Source organism: Pseudomonas sp. GV085 (assembly GCF_003050925.1).
Lineage (GTDB): Bacteria > Pseudomonadota > Gammaproteobacteria > Pseudomonadales > Pseudomonadaceae > Aquipseudomonas.
On sequence record NZ_QAOV01000017.1, the window covers coordinates 32,784 to 47,047 of the forward strand.

The window sequence follows — 14,264 nt, forward strand, 5'->3', positions numbered from 1 at the left end:
TCAAGGGGGCCGGGTAGGGGTGTTTGTCGCATTTCGCGACAGCCGGTGAGACGACGAGCAACCCGTTCGCGATCTTGAGAGCGCCTGTGGCGAGGGCTAGAATTTTCTCGCCTGGCGGGCGAAATGACGGAGCATTGTCCCGGCAATACATCTGGCGTGAGGGAGGCAGCGATGAACCTTTCAACACTGGAAATCCAAAACATCATTGAACACAGTTTTCTGCCGTCGGTATGCACGTGCAGCGTGGCGCCGGATCAGTCCCTGACCATTCGCGTGTGTGATTGCGTGACCGGCAAAGTCGACCTGGTGGCGACCCACGTTCCGCTTTGGGAGCTGAATTCACCCCACGCGATTGCGACGCTGGTGGTGCAGATGCAACAGGAAATCAACGCGCACAAAGGTGTGCACCCGACGTTTAACAGTTGAACCGAGGCCTGCCGCACTACACGCGTGGTGCGGCGCAGGCCTTTAGGCAATCCTCCCCGATCCCCTTTTCTTACCGGCTGGGCAGGCCCCGTCAATCGGCGGGCGATGAGCGGCTCGGGCCGGGCAACTACGCTGTCTCAGACTGCAACAACTGTCGCGAAACTAGACGCGGCAGATCGCGTCGGGGCATGGCCCAATGCAGTCAAATTAGCGTAAGTGATTGATAAAAAAGCTTATCGGCAAGCTGGCACGCTCTGTGTATTGCACATCTCAGACGTTTCTCCTGCCTCCGTCAGCGGATCAAAGCCGACGGCAGAAACCATAAAAACGATAAGCCACAACAATAAGAACGCACCGTGCGAGGTTCGACGTTGATGAAGAGAAAACTCCGATCAGGCATGAGCGCCAGCCTGCTGGCCGTAGCCGCTTGTGTAGCGCTGCATTCGCCTCATAGCCTGGCAGCCCGCGACGCCCAGACCATCCTCAAGGAAACCTGTCAGGGCTGTCACACCCCCGAAGCCGATAACGCCCTGAGCCGTATCAGCCACCAGCGCAAAACGCCGGAAGGCTGGTTGATGAGCATTGCCCGCATGCAGACCATGCACGGCTTGCAGATCAGCGATGACGACCGCCGCACCCTGGTCAAGTACCTGGCCGACACCCAGGGTCTGGCGCCGAGCGAAACCGATGGCGTGCGTTATGCGCTGGAGCGGCGACTCAACACCGTCGAGCAGCTCGACGACCAGACCAGCCAAATGTGCGGCCGCTGCCACTCCGGTGCGCGGGTGGCCCTGCAACGGCGGCCGGCGCAGGAGTGGGAACGCCTGGTGAATTTCCACCTCGGCCAATGGCCGTCCCTGGAATACCAGGCGCTGTCCCGGGACCGCGACTGGTTCGATATGGCCCGCAAAGACATGGTGCCGCTGCTGGCCAAGCGTTATCCGCTGGACAACCCGGCCTGGAAAAAATGGCAGAGCGCGGCACCAAAGGCCGAGGCCCTGGTGGGCGACTGGAGCTTCAGCGGCCACTTGCCGGGCAAGGGTGAACTGGCCGGTGTCATGACCGTGAGTGCCGATGGCAGCGACACCTTCAAGGTCAGCGTCAAAGGCCAATACGCCGACGGCAGCCCGTTCAATGGCGACGGCAGTGCGATTCTCTACACCGGCTACGAATGGCGCGGCAACGTGACCATCGATGGCGTGACCATGCGCCAGGTGTTCGCCGCTCAAGGCAATGCGATGCAGGGCCGGATGTTCGAGGCCGAGCACGACGAGCGCGGCCTGGACTTCGTTGCCGCCAGGCAAGGTTCCAGTCGTTTGCTGGCGGTGCAGCCGGGCTATCTGAAAGCCGGCAGCGAAACCGAAGTGACCCTGATCGGCAGTGGCCTGACCGGCAAGCCGGACTTCGGCAAAGGCGTGCAAGTGCTCGAAGTCGTCTCGCAGAGCCCGAAGCAGATCAAGGTCAGACTCAAGGCCGCCGCCAATGCCCAACCGGGTGCGCGCGCGGTCAGTGTCGGCACGCTGAAAGGCCCGAGCCTGTCGGTGTACAGCAAGATCGCTTCGGTCAAAGTGGTGCCGGAATTTTCGGTAGCACGGATCGGCGAGGGCGGCGGTTCGACGCCGAAAGTCCAGGGCCGTTTCGACGCAGAAGCCTGGGGCAAGGGCGCCGACGGCAAGCCGTACCGCATCGGTGTGTTCCCGGCGCAATGGAAGGTCGAGGCCTTCGACGACCGCGCCAAGGAGGACGAAGACGTCAAGTTCGCCGGCACCATGCAGGCCGACGCCGGCGTGTTCACCCCGGGAGATGCCGGGCCGAACCCGGCACGCAAGATGTCCACCAACAATGCCGGCAACCTCAAGGTGATCGCCGCCATCGACGACGCAGGGAAATCCCTGACCGGCGAAGGCCACATGATCGTGACGGTGCAACGCTGGAACAATCCACCCATTCCGTGATGTGCCTGGCGTTCAACGATTCAGACACTTTTCGGAATGACCGCAAGCCCCGCAGACCGGGGCTTGCACAGGAGGTTGGTTATGGGCGCTATCTTGAATCTGGTCGAACGCAACCTGCACGAAGTGCAGATCGATGCCGACCGCATGCTGTTTCACATCCCCAGCAGTTCGCTGTTCGCCAGCGATGAACTGACGGGCACCATCATCGATACCTTGCGCGGGCCCGGTTGTTCCTCGGACGACCTGATCCAGCGCCTGGCCGCGCGCTTCAACGGCGAAGAAGTCACCGAGACCCTGCGTGAATTGATGGCCCTGGAACTGGTCAGCGATGGCTCGCCGCTGACCCCGGACATCGCCACCAAGCGGGTCGAGCGCACGGCCATCAACACCGTGGTGCTCAACGTCAACACCGGCTGCAACCTGAGCTGCACCTATTGCTACAAGGAAGACCTCGACAAACCGTCGGCGGGCAAGAAGATGGACGTCGAGACGGCGATTGCCTCGGTGGAAATGCTGCTGCGCGAATCCCCGGACGAAGAGCGTTTCACCGTGGTGTTCTTCGGCGGCGAACCGCTGAGCAACCGCAAGCTGATCGAGTACATGGTCGACTATTGCGAGAAGCGTTTTCGCGAGGCGGGCAAGTTCGTTGAATTCGTCATGACCACCAACGCCACGCTGCTCACCGAAGAAACCGTGGACTACCTCAACGCCCACCGCTTTGGTTTGTCAGTGAGCATCGACGGGCCGAAGACCGTGCACGACCGCAACCGTATCACCGTGGGCGGGCAGGGCACCTATGACGTGGTGCGGCGCAAGGCCGAGATGTTGCTGTCGCGCTACAACAGTCGTCCGGTGGGCGCGCGGGTGACCCTGACCACCGGCGTCACCGACGTCGAAACCATCTGGGATCACCTGTTCAACGAACTGGGTTTTGCCGAAGTCGGTTTCGCCCCAGTGACCTCCGGCGATATCAGCACGTTCAACCTGACCAGTGACGAGCTGATCGAAGTCTTCGCCAACATGAAGAAGCTGGGTCGTCGTTACCTGGAAGCGGCGCTGGAGCACCGCAACATCGGCTTCTCCAACCTGCACCAACTCATCACCGACATCCATGAAGGCCACAAAAAGGCCCTGCCGTGCGGCGCGGGCCTGAAGATGCTGGCGGTCGATCACAAGGGCGAACTGAACCTGTGCCACCGCTTTACCGGTTCGAGCCTGCCGACATTCGGCAACGTCCACAGCGGCGTGAAACAGGTGGAGTTGAACGACTTCCTGTCCCAGCGCCTGGACCGCAGCAACACCGGCTGCGAGGACTGCCAGATCCGCAACCTGTGTTCCGGCGGCTGCTACCACGAGAGCTACGCCCGCTACGGCGACCCGACGCACCCGACCTATCACTACTGCGAACTGATGCGTGACTGGGTCGACTTCGGCATCGAGGTCTACACCCGGATCATGGCCAATAACCCTGCGTTCATCAGCAGCTACATCACTCCGCGCAAGGCTCACTGATATGAAACATCTCAAGGCAATCAATAACAAAGCGTTGAAGCTGGATCAGGCCGCGGATGAAAACCGCATTGAAGAAGTGGTGGCCATGAGTTCCGTGGCGGGCTGTGCCTCGACCACCGACCCGGGCTGGGAAATCGATGCGTTTGGCGGTGTGTCGTCGCTGTGCCAGCCGATGGAGGCCGACCTCTACGGTTGCTCCGACCCTTGCTGGTGGCCGGCCCAGGTGCCCGACATGATGAGTACCTACCCGGACTGGAACAAGGATGCCCAGGCGTCCAACGAAAACTGGCGCAACCTCGGCACTGTCTTCCCCAAAGACAAGTGATCACAGAAGAAGGATTCCAGCATGCACAACATCAAAGCCTGCGGCCTGGCCGCGTTCGCCGTCCTGAGCAGCTGTTCTGTCAGTGTTCTGGCCGATGAAAACACCGCGCTGCAAGTCGGTCACGAATACATGGTGACCACCAACTACCCGAACAACCTGCACGTGATCGACCTGGCCACCGACACCCTGTTCAAGACCTGCAAGATGCCCGACGCCTTCGGCCCCGGCACCGTGCAATTGTCGCCGGACCGCAAGACCGCCTACGTGCTGAACAACCACTATGCGGATGTCTACGGCGTTGAGTTGGACAACTGCAAGCAGGTGTTCCACGCCAGCATCACCCAGAAGCCGGGGGAGAAGGCCAAGTCGATGTTCGCCTTTACCCTCAGTCACGATGGCAAGGAGTTGTACACCGTCGCCAACCCGACGCTGATGATGAATGACCGCTACGAAGTGCAGCAGCCACGGCTCGACGTGTACAAGACCGACGCCGGCATGGACGCCAAACCGGTGCGCAGTTTCCCGGCGCCGCGCCAGTTGACCATCATGCAGAGCGGTGACGACGGCACGCTGTATGTGGCGGGGGCGGATGTCTACAAGGTCAATGTGCAAACCGGCAAGTTCGACGTGCTGATCCCCAGTCGTCACTGGAAACGCCCGAACTACAGCGCGCCGGACGTGCTCTACGTGTGGAACCAGCAGACGTACCGGCATGACTTCTCGCTGCTCTACACCGCGGCGAAATTCAAGGACAAGAAACAGGACCCGGCCACCGCCGAATACCTGTACGGCCTGTTCAGCGTCGACCTGAAGACCGGCAAGACCGAAACCACCGATTTCGGGCCCCTGACCGAAATCTACTTCAGCGGCATGCGCTCGCCCAAGGACCCGAACCTGATGTTCGGCGTGCTCAACCGCCTGGCCAAGTACGACATCAAGCAGAAGAAAATGCTCCAGTCCGCCACGCTCGATCACTCGTACTACTGCATTTCCTTCAATAAGGACGGGAGCAAGATCTACCTGGCGGGGACCTTCAACGACGTGGCGATCTTCGATGCCGACAGCCTGAAACAGACGGGTAGCATCAAGCTGCCGGGCGGGGATATGGCGATTACCACGGCGCAGATTTTTGTGCGGTAGTGTGCGGCGCCTGGACTGACGCCATCGCGAGCAGGCTCGCTCCTACAGGGTTCCCGGTCAGGCACAAAACTTGTGTTCACCGAAAATCCACTGTAGGAGCGAGCCTGCTCGCGAAGAGGCCCTGACAGGCGCTAAAGAATCAAACCCCCGGCACCGGACACCCTAGATCCCCCTCCTGACACTTCAGGTAAGTCTTGAACGTCTCTACCCGCGCCTTGGTCAATTCCGTCACGCAATTGCTGTAGATCAGCGGATACACACTCCCGCCTTCCACCCCTGACGCCGAGAACTTGCACTCGGCATCGCGGAAAGCAACCCACGCCCGCTGCGCACCCACCAACTGCTTCTTGCTGTCCGGGTTGCTCTTGAGTCGCGAAGTGATCTGCTGGTACAGCGCATTCAATTCCTTGTCGGCGGCCGCATTCTGCTGCGCCGCGCACTGGTTCATCGCCGCCTGGTCGCTGGCATTGTCGCAGTCCACGGCGAACGCCATGGAGGTGAACAGCAGGGGCGTCAGCGCCAAGAGTAAGCGTGGGTTCATGCTGGAGCGCTCGTTGTGACCTAAAGAGAGGTGCAGTGTAGCGCCGAGGGGCATTCAGCCCGCTACGCTTGCCATTGCGCGTGTTTGTCTACCGAATCGTATTCCAGCCATGGCACGTCATGGGCCGTCCAGATATGCGCCTGGGGCGTCATCAGCGGATCGGTATCCAGTGTCGCCACACGAACGATCACGTGCGGCTGAGCCGGCCGTTCGGCTATCAGGTGTGAACCGCAGGCCGAACAGAAATACCGAAACTTGCCCGGCGACGATTCGTAGCTCGTCAGCCGATCTTGCCCCTTGATCCAGTGAAAGTGCTCGCGCATGACCCCGGCGGTCGATGCAAAAGCCGCTGCGTGTGCCTTGCGGCAGGTTTGGCAATGGCAGTGGCTGATGGGCATGTCCAGGCTATCGAGCTCGTATTCGATGGCTTTGCACAGGCAACTGCCGCGCAATTTTTTCATGGCGCTATCCTTTTCTATGCTGTTTCGAGGGTGAACGTTAGCAGTTTCGACCCTCTGACTTTTGTGATTGCGCCAGAACTATCCGCGTAAATGCAATCGAATGTCTCGGGCATGGTTGATTGCACATCCCGATTGGTACAACTTTAGGGTTGATCGTGTGGTCTTACTGACTACTGTTCAAGTACAGGAGGTGACTTATGACCCCAGCATCTGATCGCATCGAAAGGAAAGTCCTGCTCAAGGCCAAGCGTTCACAAGTCTGGCGCGTGCTGGCCAATGCCGAAATGTTCGGACGGTGGTTTGGTGTGGCACTGGAGGGCAAGCGTTTTGTGGCAGGCGAGTGGACTCAGGGGCAGGTTACCTACCCCGGTTATGAGCATTTGCGCTGGAACGTACTGGTAGAGCGGGTCGAGCCGGAACGGCTGTTTTCGTTTCGCTGGCACCCCTATGCCGTGAAACCGGAAGTCGATTACTCCCAGGAGCCCACCACACTGGTGAAATTCGAGCTCGAAGACATGGACAACGGCACGTTGCTCAAGGTTTCCGAGTCCGGTTTCGATCACATTCCCCAGGCCCGTCGCGAAAAGGCCTTCCGCATGGACAGTCGTGGCTGGGAAGAGCAAATGAACAATATCGAGCAGTTTTTGACCGAAAATGCCAAAGCCCACGAGCAGTAGGGTGGCTGAAGTCGGCTCGGAGCCTGTGGCGTCCAAGGGTTTTCGGAAGGGGGTCTATAGCGAATGTCTTACACGCGATGGTAGCAATGTCGCCTGTTACAAATTGGATCCGATGCGTAATCTTGCCTCACCCACTGAAGCACAGGATGTGCTCAGGATCATGGATGATCGACCATCTGCAAGGAACGCTACGACAAGGAGTCGTCATGGTCTTGGAAAAACCCGCTTCGGCGGGTTTTTTTTTGCGTGCATGAAAAGTCGTGGTGGCAGGAACCGGGGTTCCCGCCACCATCTTTTCACTGTCGGTCGAGTTTCGCCGCCGCACGCTCGGTGATCTGCGCCCGCAGCTTCAATGAGCCGGCAGCCCGCTGGCGAGCCTCCTCCAGCACACTGGCCGGGGCCGTCTCCGGGCTGCCCGCGCTAAACGGTGGGGCCGGGGCGTATTCCAGTTGCAGCTGCACCAGCTCGGCGGTGGCCTGGTCGAACAGCTCGGCGGCCAGGGTCAGGGCGAAGTCGATACCGGCGGTGATGCCGCCACCGGTCAACAGGTTGCCGTCGCGAACCACCCGGTCTTTCACCGCGATTGCGCCCAGCGGCTCGAGCAGTTCGTGATACGCCCAGTGAGTGGTGGCGCGTTTGCCTTTGAGCAATCCCGCCGCGCCCAGCACCAGCGCGCCGGTGCACACCGACGTGATGTAGCGGGCGTTGGCGGCCTGAGCCCTGAGAAAGTCCAGGGGCTGGTCATCTTCCATCAACGGCCCGACGCCACTGCCACCGGGCACGCAGATCACGTCCAGTGCCGGGCAATCATCGAAGGTGGTGGTCGGTTTCAACAGCAGGCCGGTGCTGGCGGTGACCGGCATCAGGTCTTTCCAGATCAGATGCACTTTCACATCCGGCAGCGAGGCCAGCACGTCATAAGGGCCGGTCAGATCCAGCTGCTGAACCTGTGGAAACAACAGAAAACCGATCTGCAACGTCATGGTGTTTTTCTCGTGAAGTGGGTGGACGGTTTGACTGTAGGCTCGTAGGCTTTGGCGCATACGCCAATATCCCCACGAATTACGCCAAATGTCGAAAACCATCCATGTACTCGCTTTCGCCAATGTGCAATTGCTCGACGTCACCGGGCCGCTGCAGGTATTCGCTTCGGCCAACGACATTGCCCGACAGCAAGGCCTGCCGCGACCCTACGCGCCGACGGTGATTGCCAGCGGCGGCGGGGCGGTGATGTCGTCGGCGGGGTTGGCGCTGTTGGCCGAGCCATTGCCGGATGGGGGCAGCGATACCCTGATCATCGCCGGTGGCTGGGGTGTTTACGCAGCGGCGCAAGATGCGCCGTTGGTCGCCTGGGTGCGCGAACATGCCCATGGCTGCCGGCGGGTTTCTTCGGTGTGTACCGGTGCGTTTCTGCTGGCGGCCAGCGGCTGGCTCGATGGCCGGCGCGTGGTCACCCACTGGACCCGTTGCGAGCAACTGGCGCAACAGCACCCGCGCTTGCAGGTCGAGCCCAATCCGATCTTCATCAACGACGGTCCGGTCTGGACCTCGGCCGGAGTGACTGCCGGTATCGACCTGGCATTGGCCATGGTCGAACAGGACCTGGGGCGCAACATGGCCCTGGAGGTCGCCCGGCAACTGGTGGTGTTTCTCAAGCGTCCGGGTGGCCAGTCGCAATTCAGCGTGACCCTGTCCCTGCAACAGGAAGGCAACCGTTTCGACGAACTTCACGCCTGGATCAGCGAAAATCTGACCCAGGACCTGGGTATCCCGACCCTGGCCTTGCAGGCCGGCATGAGCGAACGCAGCTTCGTGCGCCACTACCGCGCCGACACCGGCCAGACCCCGGCCCGGGCCATCGAACTGATCCGCGTCGAAACCGCACGGCGTCTGCTCAGCGACACCGGTGTGCCGATCAAGCGGTTGGCGGTGCAATGCGGCTTCGGCAGCGAAGAAACCCTGCGCCGCAGTTTCCTGCGGGCCATGGGCGTGACACCGCAGGCTTATCGGGAGCGGTTTTCGGTCAGTGTTGGAGCAGATCCAATAGCGCCTTGAGTGTTGCTTCCGACGCTTCTTCGGGAATGTTGTGGCCAACGCCTGCCAGCACTCGACGCTCATAGGGGCCGGTGAAATGCCTGATATCTTCGTCGAGTTCTTCCGCGGGACCGACGCCATCATCGGCACCGCACAAGGAAATCGTCGGTACGCTGATGCTCGGCTGTTTGCTCAGGGCCTGCTCCATCCATTCCAGCGTCGGATCGCCAAGGGCATACATGAAACGGTGGCGGTAGGAGTGAATCACAACGTCGACGAAATCCGGGTTATCGAAGGCCAGGGCGCTCAACGGATAGCGTGCAGCGTTATCGGCCCAGGTGGGTGACCACAGTTTCCAGAGCAATTCGCAAAAAGCGTGGCGATTTTCGGTCAGGCCCGCGACGCCACGAGGTGTGTGGAAATAGTACTGATACCAATAGCGATGCTCGGCCTCAGGAGCCAGAGGCAGTGTCGAATGGGGGATGTCCTGAAGGTTATAGCCATCGCCCGTAACCAGGCAGCGCACCCGTTCCGGCCACAGTGCCGCCACAATGCACGCCGCCCGACCACCCCAATCGTAGCCACAGAGGGACGCCTGTTTAATGGAAAGGGCATCCATCAGGTCAAGCAAATCCTGGGCAAGGGCGGCTTGCTGGCCAGATCGCAGCGTATCGGCTCTGATGAAGCGCGTCGGGCCGTATCCCCGCAGATACGGGACGATCACGCGGTAACGGTTAGCGGCGAGAGCGGGGGCGATTTCGTCGTAGGCGCGCGGTGAATAGGGAAAGCCATGAAGCAGGATGACCGTGTCGCCGGTAGCGGGGCCGTGTTCTTCGTAGGCAATGTCGAGTTGGGACGTGCGGACGGTCTTTAGTGGCTGCTCAATCATCATCCCCCCTGGGTGCCGATAGTTGTGTCACCCGAACAGCACCCTTTGCCAGTGTTCTTCACTGATGATCGCGATAGGAACACCGCTCTCTCTCAGTTCAACGGCTTTTTTGATCTTGGTGCCATAAGTGCTATGAAGCCATTGATCGTTTCCGATGCTGCCGACCACCAGATAGTTGATCTTTTTGCTGACCGAGCCACCAATCAGACCGCCGCGTTCGACTATCAGTGACTCGCATTCTTTGCGCGGACCGTAAGCCATAACGCCGGTGAACAGGAAAACCCGATCAATCCAGTTCAGTGCGGGTGCAGGGTTATCGAGTGGAAGACTGCAAGGCGTTGTGAAGATCTGGTCAGAGCCAATCGGCAGACCTGCAAACTGGTGCAGCATGTCCAGTAGCTCAGCCGATTCTTCGGAGTCCAGCACGCCATCACTCAGCATGTTGGAGAGGCGTTTATAGAGGATGTTCACGACTGGATCACCCAGATGACACAAATGAACTTCGATCCAGCTCTTGAGAAACTCGGCTTCCTGCTGGTTGATCTTGCCATCGGCAGCGAGCCCAGCCGCAATACCTACCAGTGCGTCGGCTGAACGTTTATCAATGCGCGCTTCGTGGAAGAATCCACTGTTTTGAAATTCCTGATGCAAATCGACCATCGTCCATGCTCCTAGGATTCAACTTCCGCTATTTGATTGAAATACTTCGCCCGATCCGGCGTAAACGTCACCACCATGCCGGTCCGAGTACATGTCAGTGCTCGTTCCTGTGCCAGATCCACGTCCAGGTCTTCCCCACGCAACCCTTGCCACTGTGCGAGGTATTTGAGGGAGCCATATTTTTCGAGTTTCTTCAGACTGCGGCTCACGCCACCTTTCCAGCCTAGTACCGGTAACTCGCCGGCGAGGCACTGTCGGGCGAGGTCGGGGAAGCGGGTGGCGCGCTGGCGGCCGACTTCCCAGCATTTGATCAGGCCCTTGTCACCGGCCTCCCAGAGTTCTTCGCGGTTCAAACCGGTTCGGAGCGGGGAATCGATACTGCGCTGGATGCGTTGGGTCATTCTGGTTCCTTGAATTCGGGCTGTTCTGGACAGCTCCGCTGTATCCTTGATGGTCGATGTTAGGTGGGGATTTAACAGCAGGCAACCGGACATTTTCGGGATGTTGGAAGCTGTTTTGTTTAAGAAACGTAAGACTTGGATTGCACAAGACCTGTGGCGAGGGGGCTTGTCGGACCGCCGCACCGCCCCGTTCGGCTGCGTAGCAGTCGTAAAGTCAGGCAACCGAGAGACTTGATCGATAGGTTTGGGGCCGCTGCGCAGCCCAACGGGGGCAAGCCCCCTCGCCACAAGGGAAAAGCGGTGTTAAGGCTGCCAGAAGCTTTTCTCCCCACTCAACCTCCGGTCCAGAAAACACGCCGCACTGATCAACGCCAGGTGCGTCAGCGCTTGCGGTGTATTGCCCATGTGCCGCCCATGGCTGTCGAGCTCTTCGGCATACAACCCCAGCGGGTTGGCGTACCTGAGCAACTGTTCGAACTCCAGATGGGCCTTGTCCAATTGGCCGGCACGGGCCAGGCATTCGACGTACCAGAACGAGCAGGCAGCGAAGGCGCCTTCGCTGCCGGGCAGGCCGTCGATCTGACGGTCGTCGTTGCGGTAGCGGTAGACCATGCCGTCGCGTACCAGGTTCTTTTCGATGGCCTGCAGGGTCGCCAGCCAGCGCGGGTCGCGGGCGCTGACGAAACGCACCAGTGGCATCAGCAGCATCGAGCCATCCAGGCCGGTGCCGCCGATGTGCTGGACGAAATGCCCGCGCTCTTCATTCCAGAAGTTCTCCCAGATGTCGGCGTAGATCGCCTGACGGGTCTGGTCCCAACGCGCGAACGGTGCCGGCAGCGAACGTTTTGAGGCGAGGCGGATGGCGCGGTCCAGGGCGACCCAGCACATCAGCCGTGAATGCAGGAAATGGTATTGCCCGCCGCGCATTTCCCAGATGCCGACATCCTTTTGCGCCCAGGTTTCGCAGACCTGATCCACCACTTCCACCGTGTGTTTCCAGCCTTCATGGGAAATGGCTTCGCCGTATTTGTTGACCAGGTAAATCGCGTCCATCAGCTCGCCAAAGATATCGAGCTGAACCTGTTCGTACGCCTGATTACCGATGCGCACCGGTTGTGCGCCAGCATGGCCGGACAGGTGCGGCAGCTCGACCTCCGGCAACTCCTGACGACCGTCGATGGCGTAGAGAATGTTGAGCTTCATCGGCCTGCCCTGACAGTCGCTGAGCCGCCCGCGCAACCAGCGCATGTAGGCGTTGGCCTCTTCGACGAAGCCCAGGCGCATGAATGCATAGACAGTGAACGAGGCGTCGCGGATCCAGGTGAAACGGTAATCCCAGTTGCGTTTGCCACCGGGGCTTTCCGGCAGGCCGAACGTCGCGGCGGCGAGAATGGCGCCGTGTTTGCGCGAGGTCAGCAGCTTCATTGCCAGGGCCGAGCGGTTGACCATCTCGCGCCAGCGGCCGCGGTAGTTGGACTGGCCGACCCAGTCGCGCCAGAACTTGAGGGTACGTTGCAGGCACAGTTCGGCAGCGCCTTCCTTGAAGCGAGCATCGTTGACGGCGCCGAGCAGGAACTGGCCGGTCTGGCCTTGTTCGAGGGTGAATTCGGCGACCGCCACATTGGCGTCGATGCGTAAGGCCTGATCCGAAGATAGCCGCAGCGACGGTTGACTGGCGGCCTCGAAGATCACGTCCCGCTTGTCCACGCGTGCGTGGGTCGTGGCACGGGCGTAGTCATGGCGCACAGCGCAACGCATGTGGAAAGTGGCGCTGCCGCTGACCACGCGGATCCGCCGCATCAGCAGCGGCAGGTCATCTTCGGTGTCGCCGACCGGCAGCAGATCGGTGACTTCGACCACGGCGCGATCACTGAGCCAGCGGCTCAGCAGCACATTGGTGTCGGGCAGGTAAATCTGTTCGCGGCGGGCATCGGGCAAGTCCGGCGACAACTGGAAAATCCCCGCCTCGGGGGTGTCCAGCAGCGAGCAGAAGATCGACGGACTGTCGAATTCCGGCCAGCAGAAAAAATCCACACTGCCTTTATCGTTGACCAGCGCCGCACTGCGCATGTCGCCGATGATGCCGTGGGCGTCGATGGAGCTTTGGCGTTCGGGGTGATCAGCCATTGTCGCAGTGCTCCGGGAAACTGGGGCCTAAGTAGGTGACTGGTTTGGGTGGCCGAGAGTTCATTTGGCGGGGTGGTTGTGGTGGTTTTGCTGGCCCCATCGCGAGCAGGCTCGCTCCCACATGGGACGGTGTACACAAATCAACTGTGGGAGCGAGCCTGCTCGCGATAGCGGACTATCAGTTGACATCATCAGTGCCTGACACACTGCTATCGCGAGCAGGCTCGCTCCTACAGGGGATCACTGTATGGCTAATTCCGGCTACACCTCATCCGTTCTCCAAACAGACAACTTTCGAGGAAATCCCGGTGACCCCGCTGACATTGCTGTGCCTGCCCTATTCGGGCGCGAGTGCCATGGTCTATAGCCGCTGGCGACGCAAACTGCCGCAGTGGCTCACGTTGCAACCGGTGGAACTGCCGGGGCGGGGCGCACGGTACGGCGAGCCCTTGCACACCGACATGCGCCGCCTGGCGTTGCAACTGGCCCTCGAACAGAAAGCCATGCTCAAGGCGCCGTACGCGCTGTTCGGGCACAGCATGGGGGCGCTGCTGGCTTGTGAGATGGCCCACGCGTTTCGCGCGCTGGGTTGCCCGGAACCGGTGGCACTGTTCGCCTCGGGCACCGCCGCACCGACGATGCGCGCCGACTACGACCGGGGCTTTGCCCAGCCGAAAACCGACGCCGAACTGATCGAGCAACTGCGTACCCTCAACGGCACCAGCGAAGAGATCCTGGCCAATGAAGAGTTGATGAGCCTGACCCTGCCGGTGCTGCGCGCGGACTTCCTGCTGTGCGGACGTTTCGAACCGGTGCAGCGCCCGTTGCTCAAGTGCCCGGTGCACGTGCTCGGCGGCAAGACCGACCGCGCCACCGCCGAACAGTTGATCGGCTGGAGCCAGGAAACCCGTGGCAGTTTCTCGGTGGACATGCTGGCCGGCGGGCACTTCTTCATTCATGAACAGGAAGCCAAGGTGCTGCGGGTGATCAAGGATCAGCTTGAGGGGCATCATCGACGGCTTTCCATGGCCGCCGTGGGTTAACACCACTCCCAAATTTCATCCGATCCCTATGGGAGCGAGCCTGCTCGCGAATGCGGTTTATCAATCAATGTTG

The 14,264-nt window shown here is 60.5% G+C and carries 15 protein-coding genes; 8 read left to right on the plus strand and 7 right to left on the minus strand.

Translation table 11 applies throughout. The features are described 5' to 3' along the window. The first annotated feature begins 171 nt into the window (after window positions 1-171). From C8K63_RS26770 to peaD, 5 genes are all read left to right on the plus strand, one after another. Window positions 172-426, plus strand: coding sequence for a DUF1652 domain-containing protein (locus C8K63_RS26770; protein WP_108219424.1), 255 nt, complete (start codon window positions 172-174; stop codon window positions 424-426). Between the two features lie 374 nt (window positions 427-800). After that, window positions 801-2,381 (plus strand): quinohemoprotein amine dehydrogenase subunit alpha, encoded by a 1,581-nt coding sequence (peaA, locus tag C8K63_RS26775; protein ID WP_108219425.1) that lies wholly within the window; start codon window positions 801-803, stop codon window positions 2,379-2,381. Window positions 2,382-2,462: 81 nt separating this feature from the next. Continuing rightward, window positions 2,463-3,893 (plus strand): quinohemoprotein amine dehydrogenase maturation protein, encoded by a 1,431-nt coding sequence (peaB, locus tag C8K63_RS26780; RefSeq protein WP_108219426.1) that lies wholly within the window; start codon window positions 2,463-2,465, stop codon window positions 3,891-3,893. A 1-nt stretch (window position 3,894) separates the two neighbouring features. Next, complete coding sequence (gene qhpC, locus C8K63_RS26785; protein ID WP_007971075.1) at window positions 3,895-4,218, plus strand: quinohemoprotein amine dehydrogenase subunit gamma; 324 nt, start codon at window positions 3,895-3,897, stop codon at window positions 4,216-4,218. Between the two features lie 21 nt (window positions 4,219-4,239). Beyond that, window positions 4,240-5,358 (plus strand): quinohemoprotein amine dehydrogenase subunit beta, encoded by a 1,119-nt coding sequence (peaD, locus tag C8K63_RS26790; RefSeq protein ID WP_108219427.1) that lies wholly within the window; start codon window positions 4,240-4,242, stop codon window positions 5,356-5,358. A 139-nt stretch (window positions 5,359-5,497) separates the two neighbouring features. On the opposite strand, the gene C8K63_RS26795 is transcribed toward peaD, so the two are convergent. Together C8K63_RS26795 and C8K63_RS26800 are read right to left on the minus strand one after the other, a co-directional pair. Continuing rightward, window positions 5,498-5,899 carry a lysozyme inhibitor LprI family protein gene (locus C8K63_RS26795; RefSeq protein ID WP_108219428.1) on the minus strand — a complete coding sequence of 134 codons (402 nt, stop codon included), beginning with the start codon at window positions 5,897-5,899 and terminating at the stop codon, window positions 5,498-5,500. A gap of 62 nt (window positions 5,900-5,961) precedes the next feature. After that, window positions 5,962-6,360, minus strand: coding sequence for a GFA family protein (locus C8K63_RS26800; protein WP_108219429.1), 399 nt, complete (start codon window positions 6,358-6,360; stop codon window positions 5,962-5,964). A gap of 197 nt (window positions 6,361-6,557) precedes the next feature. On the opposite strand from C8K63_RS26800, the gene C8K63_RS26805 reads away from it, so the two are divergent. After that, a complete protein-coding gene (locus C8K63_RS26805) occupies window positions 6,558-7,037 on the plus strand; it encodes an SRPBCC family protein (RefSeq protein ID WP_108219430.1) in 480 nt (159 codons plus the stop codon). Window positions 7,038-7,333: 296 nt separating this feature from the next. Here C8K63_RS26805 and inhA read toward each other — a convergent pair whose 3' ends face one another. Further along, window positions 7,334-8,020 carry an isonitrile hydratase gene (gene inhA / locus C8K63_RS26810; RefSeq protein ID WP_108219431.1) on the minus strand — a complete coding sequence of 229 codons (687 nt, stop codon included), beginning with the start codon at window positions 8,018-8,020 and terminating at the stop codon, window positions 7,334-7,336. A gap of 88 nt (window positions 8,021-8,108) precedes the next feature. Between inhA and C8K63_RS26815 the strand changes: the two genes are divergently transcribed. Beyond that, a complete protein-coding gene (locus C8K63_RS26815) occupies window positions 8,109-9,092 on the plus strand; it encodes a GlxA family transcriptional regulator (RefSeq protein ID WP_108219432.1) in 984 nt (327 codons plus the stop codon). On the opposite strand, the gene C8K63_RS26820 is transcribed toward C8K63_RS26815, so the two are convergent. From C8K63_RS26820 to C8K63_RS26835, 4 genes are all read right to left on the minus strand, one after another. Then, window positions 9,061-9,963, minus strand: a complete 903-nt coding sequence (locus C8K63_RS26820) for an alpha/beta fold hydrolase (protein ID WP_108219433.1) — start codon at window positions 9,961-9,963, stop codon at window positions 9,061-9,063. The two genes, C8K63_RS26815 and C8K63_RS26820, sit on opposite strands and share 32 nt — an antisense overlap. Window positions 9,964-9,987: 24 nt before the next feature. Beyond that, window positions 9,988-10,620 carry a BRCT domain-containing protein gene (locus C8K63_RS26825; RefSeq protein ID WP_108219434.1) on the minus strand — a complete coding sequence of 211 codons (633 nt, stop codon included), beginning with the start codon at window positions 10,618-10,620 and terminating at the stop codon, window positions 9,988-9,990. A gap of 11 nt (window positions 10,621-10,631) precedes the next feature. After that, a complete protein-coding gene (locus C8K63_RS26830; RefSeq protein WP_108219474.1) occupies window positions 10,632-11,021 on the minus strand; it encodes a hypothetical protein in 390 nt (129 codons plus the stop codon). Window positions 11,022-11,324: 303 nt separating this feature from the next. Next, a complete protein-coding gene (locus C8K63_RS26835; protein WP_108219435.1) occupies window positions 11,325-13,148 on the minus strand; it encodes a glycoside hydrolase family 15 protein in 1,824 nt (607 codons plus the stop codon). Window positions 13,149-13,456: 308 nt separating this feature from the next. Between C8K63_RS26835 and C8K63_RS26840 the strand changes: the two genes are divergently transcribed. After that, window positions 13,457-14,191 (plus strand): thioesterase II family protein, encoded by a 735-nt coding sequence (locus C8K63_RS26840; RefSeq protein ID WP_108219436.1) that lies wholly within the window; start codon window positions 13,457-13,459, stop codon window positions 14,189-14,191. The last annotated feature ends 73 nt before the right edge of the window (window positions 14,192-14,264 follow it).

Coding starts and splice junctions, on each gene's coding strand:
- C8K63_RS26805 (WP_108219430.1), top strand. CDS start 6,558: ATGACCCCAGCATCTGATCGCATCGAAAGGAAAGTCCTGCTCAAGGCC.
- inhA (WP_108219431.1), bottom strand. CDS start 8,020: ATGACGTTGCAGATCGGTTTTCTGTTGTTTCCACAGGTTCAGCAGCTG.
- C8K63_RS26770 (WP_108219424.1), top strand. CDS start 172: ATGAACCTTTCAACACTGGAAATCCAAAACATCATTGAACACAGTTTT.
- peaD (WP_108219427.1), top strand. CDS start 4,240: ATGCACAACATCAAAGCCTGCGGCCTGGCCGCGTTCGCCGTCCTGAGC.
- peaB (WP_108219426.1), top strand. CDS start 2,463: ATGGGCGCTATCTTGAATCTGGTCGAACGCAACCTGCACGAAGTGCAG.
- C8K63_RS26795 (WP_108219428.1), bottom strand. CDS start 5,899: ATGAACCCACGCTTACTCTTGGCGCTGACGCCCCTGCTGTTCACCTCC.
- C8K63_RS26830 (WP_108219474.1), bottom strand. CDS start 11,021: ATGACCCAACGCATCCAGCGCAGTATCGATTCCCCGCTCCGAACCGGT.
- C8K63_RS26815 (WP_108219432.1), top strand. CDS start 8,109: ATGTCGAAAACCATCCATGTACTCGCTTTCGCCAATGTGCAATTGCTC.
- C8K63_RS26825 (WP_108219434.1), bottom strand. CDS start 10,620: ATGGTCGATTTGCATCAGGAATTTCAAAACAGTGGATTCTTCCACGAA.
- peaA (WP_108219425.1), top strand. CDS start 801: ATGAAGAGAAAACTCCGATCAGGCATGAGCGCCAGCCTGCTGGCCGTA.
- qhpC (WP_007971075.1), top strand. CDS start 3,895: ATGAAACATCTCAAGGCAATCAATAACAAAGCGTTGAAGCTGGATCAG.
- C8K63_RS26820 (WP_108219433.1), bottom strand. CDS start 9,963: ATGATGATTGAGCAGCCACTAAAGACCGTCCGCACGTCCCAACTCGAC.
- C8K63_RS26835 (WP_108219435.1), bottom strand. CDS start 13,148: ATGGCTGATCACCCCGAACGCCAAAGCTCCATCGACGCCCACGGCATC.
- C8K63_RS26800 (WP_108219429.1), bottom strand. CDS start 6,360: ATGAAAAAATTGCGCGGCAGTTGCCTGTGCAAAGCCATCGAATACGAG.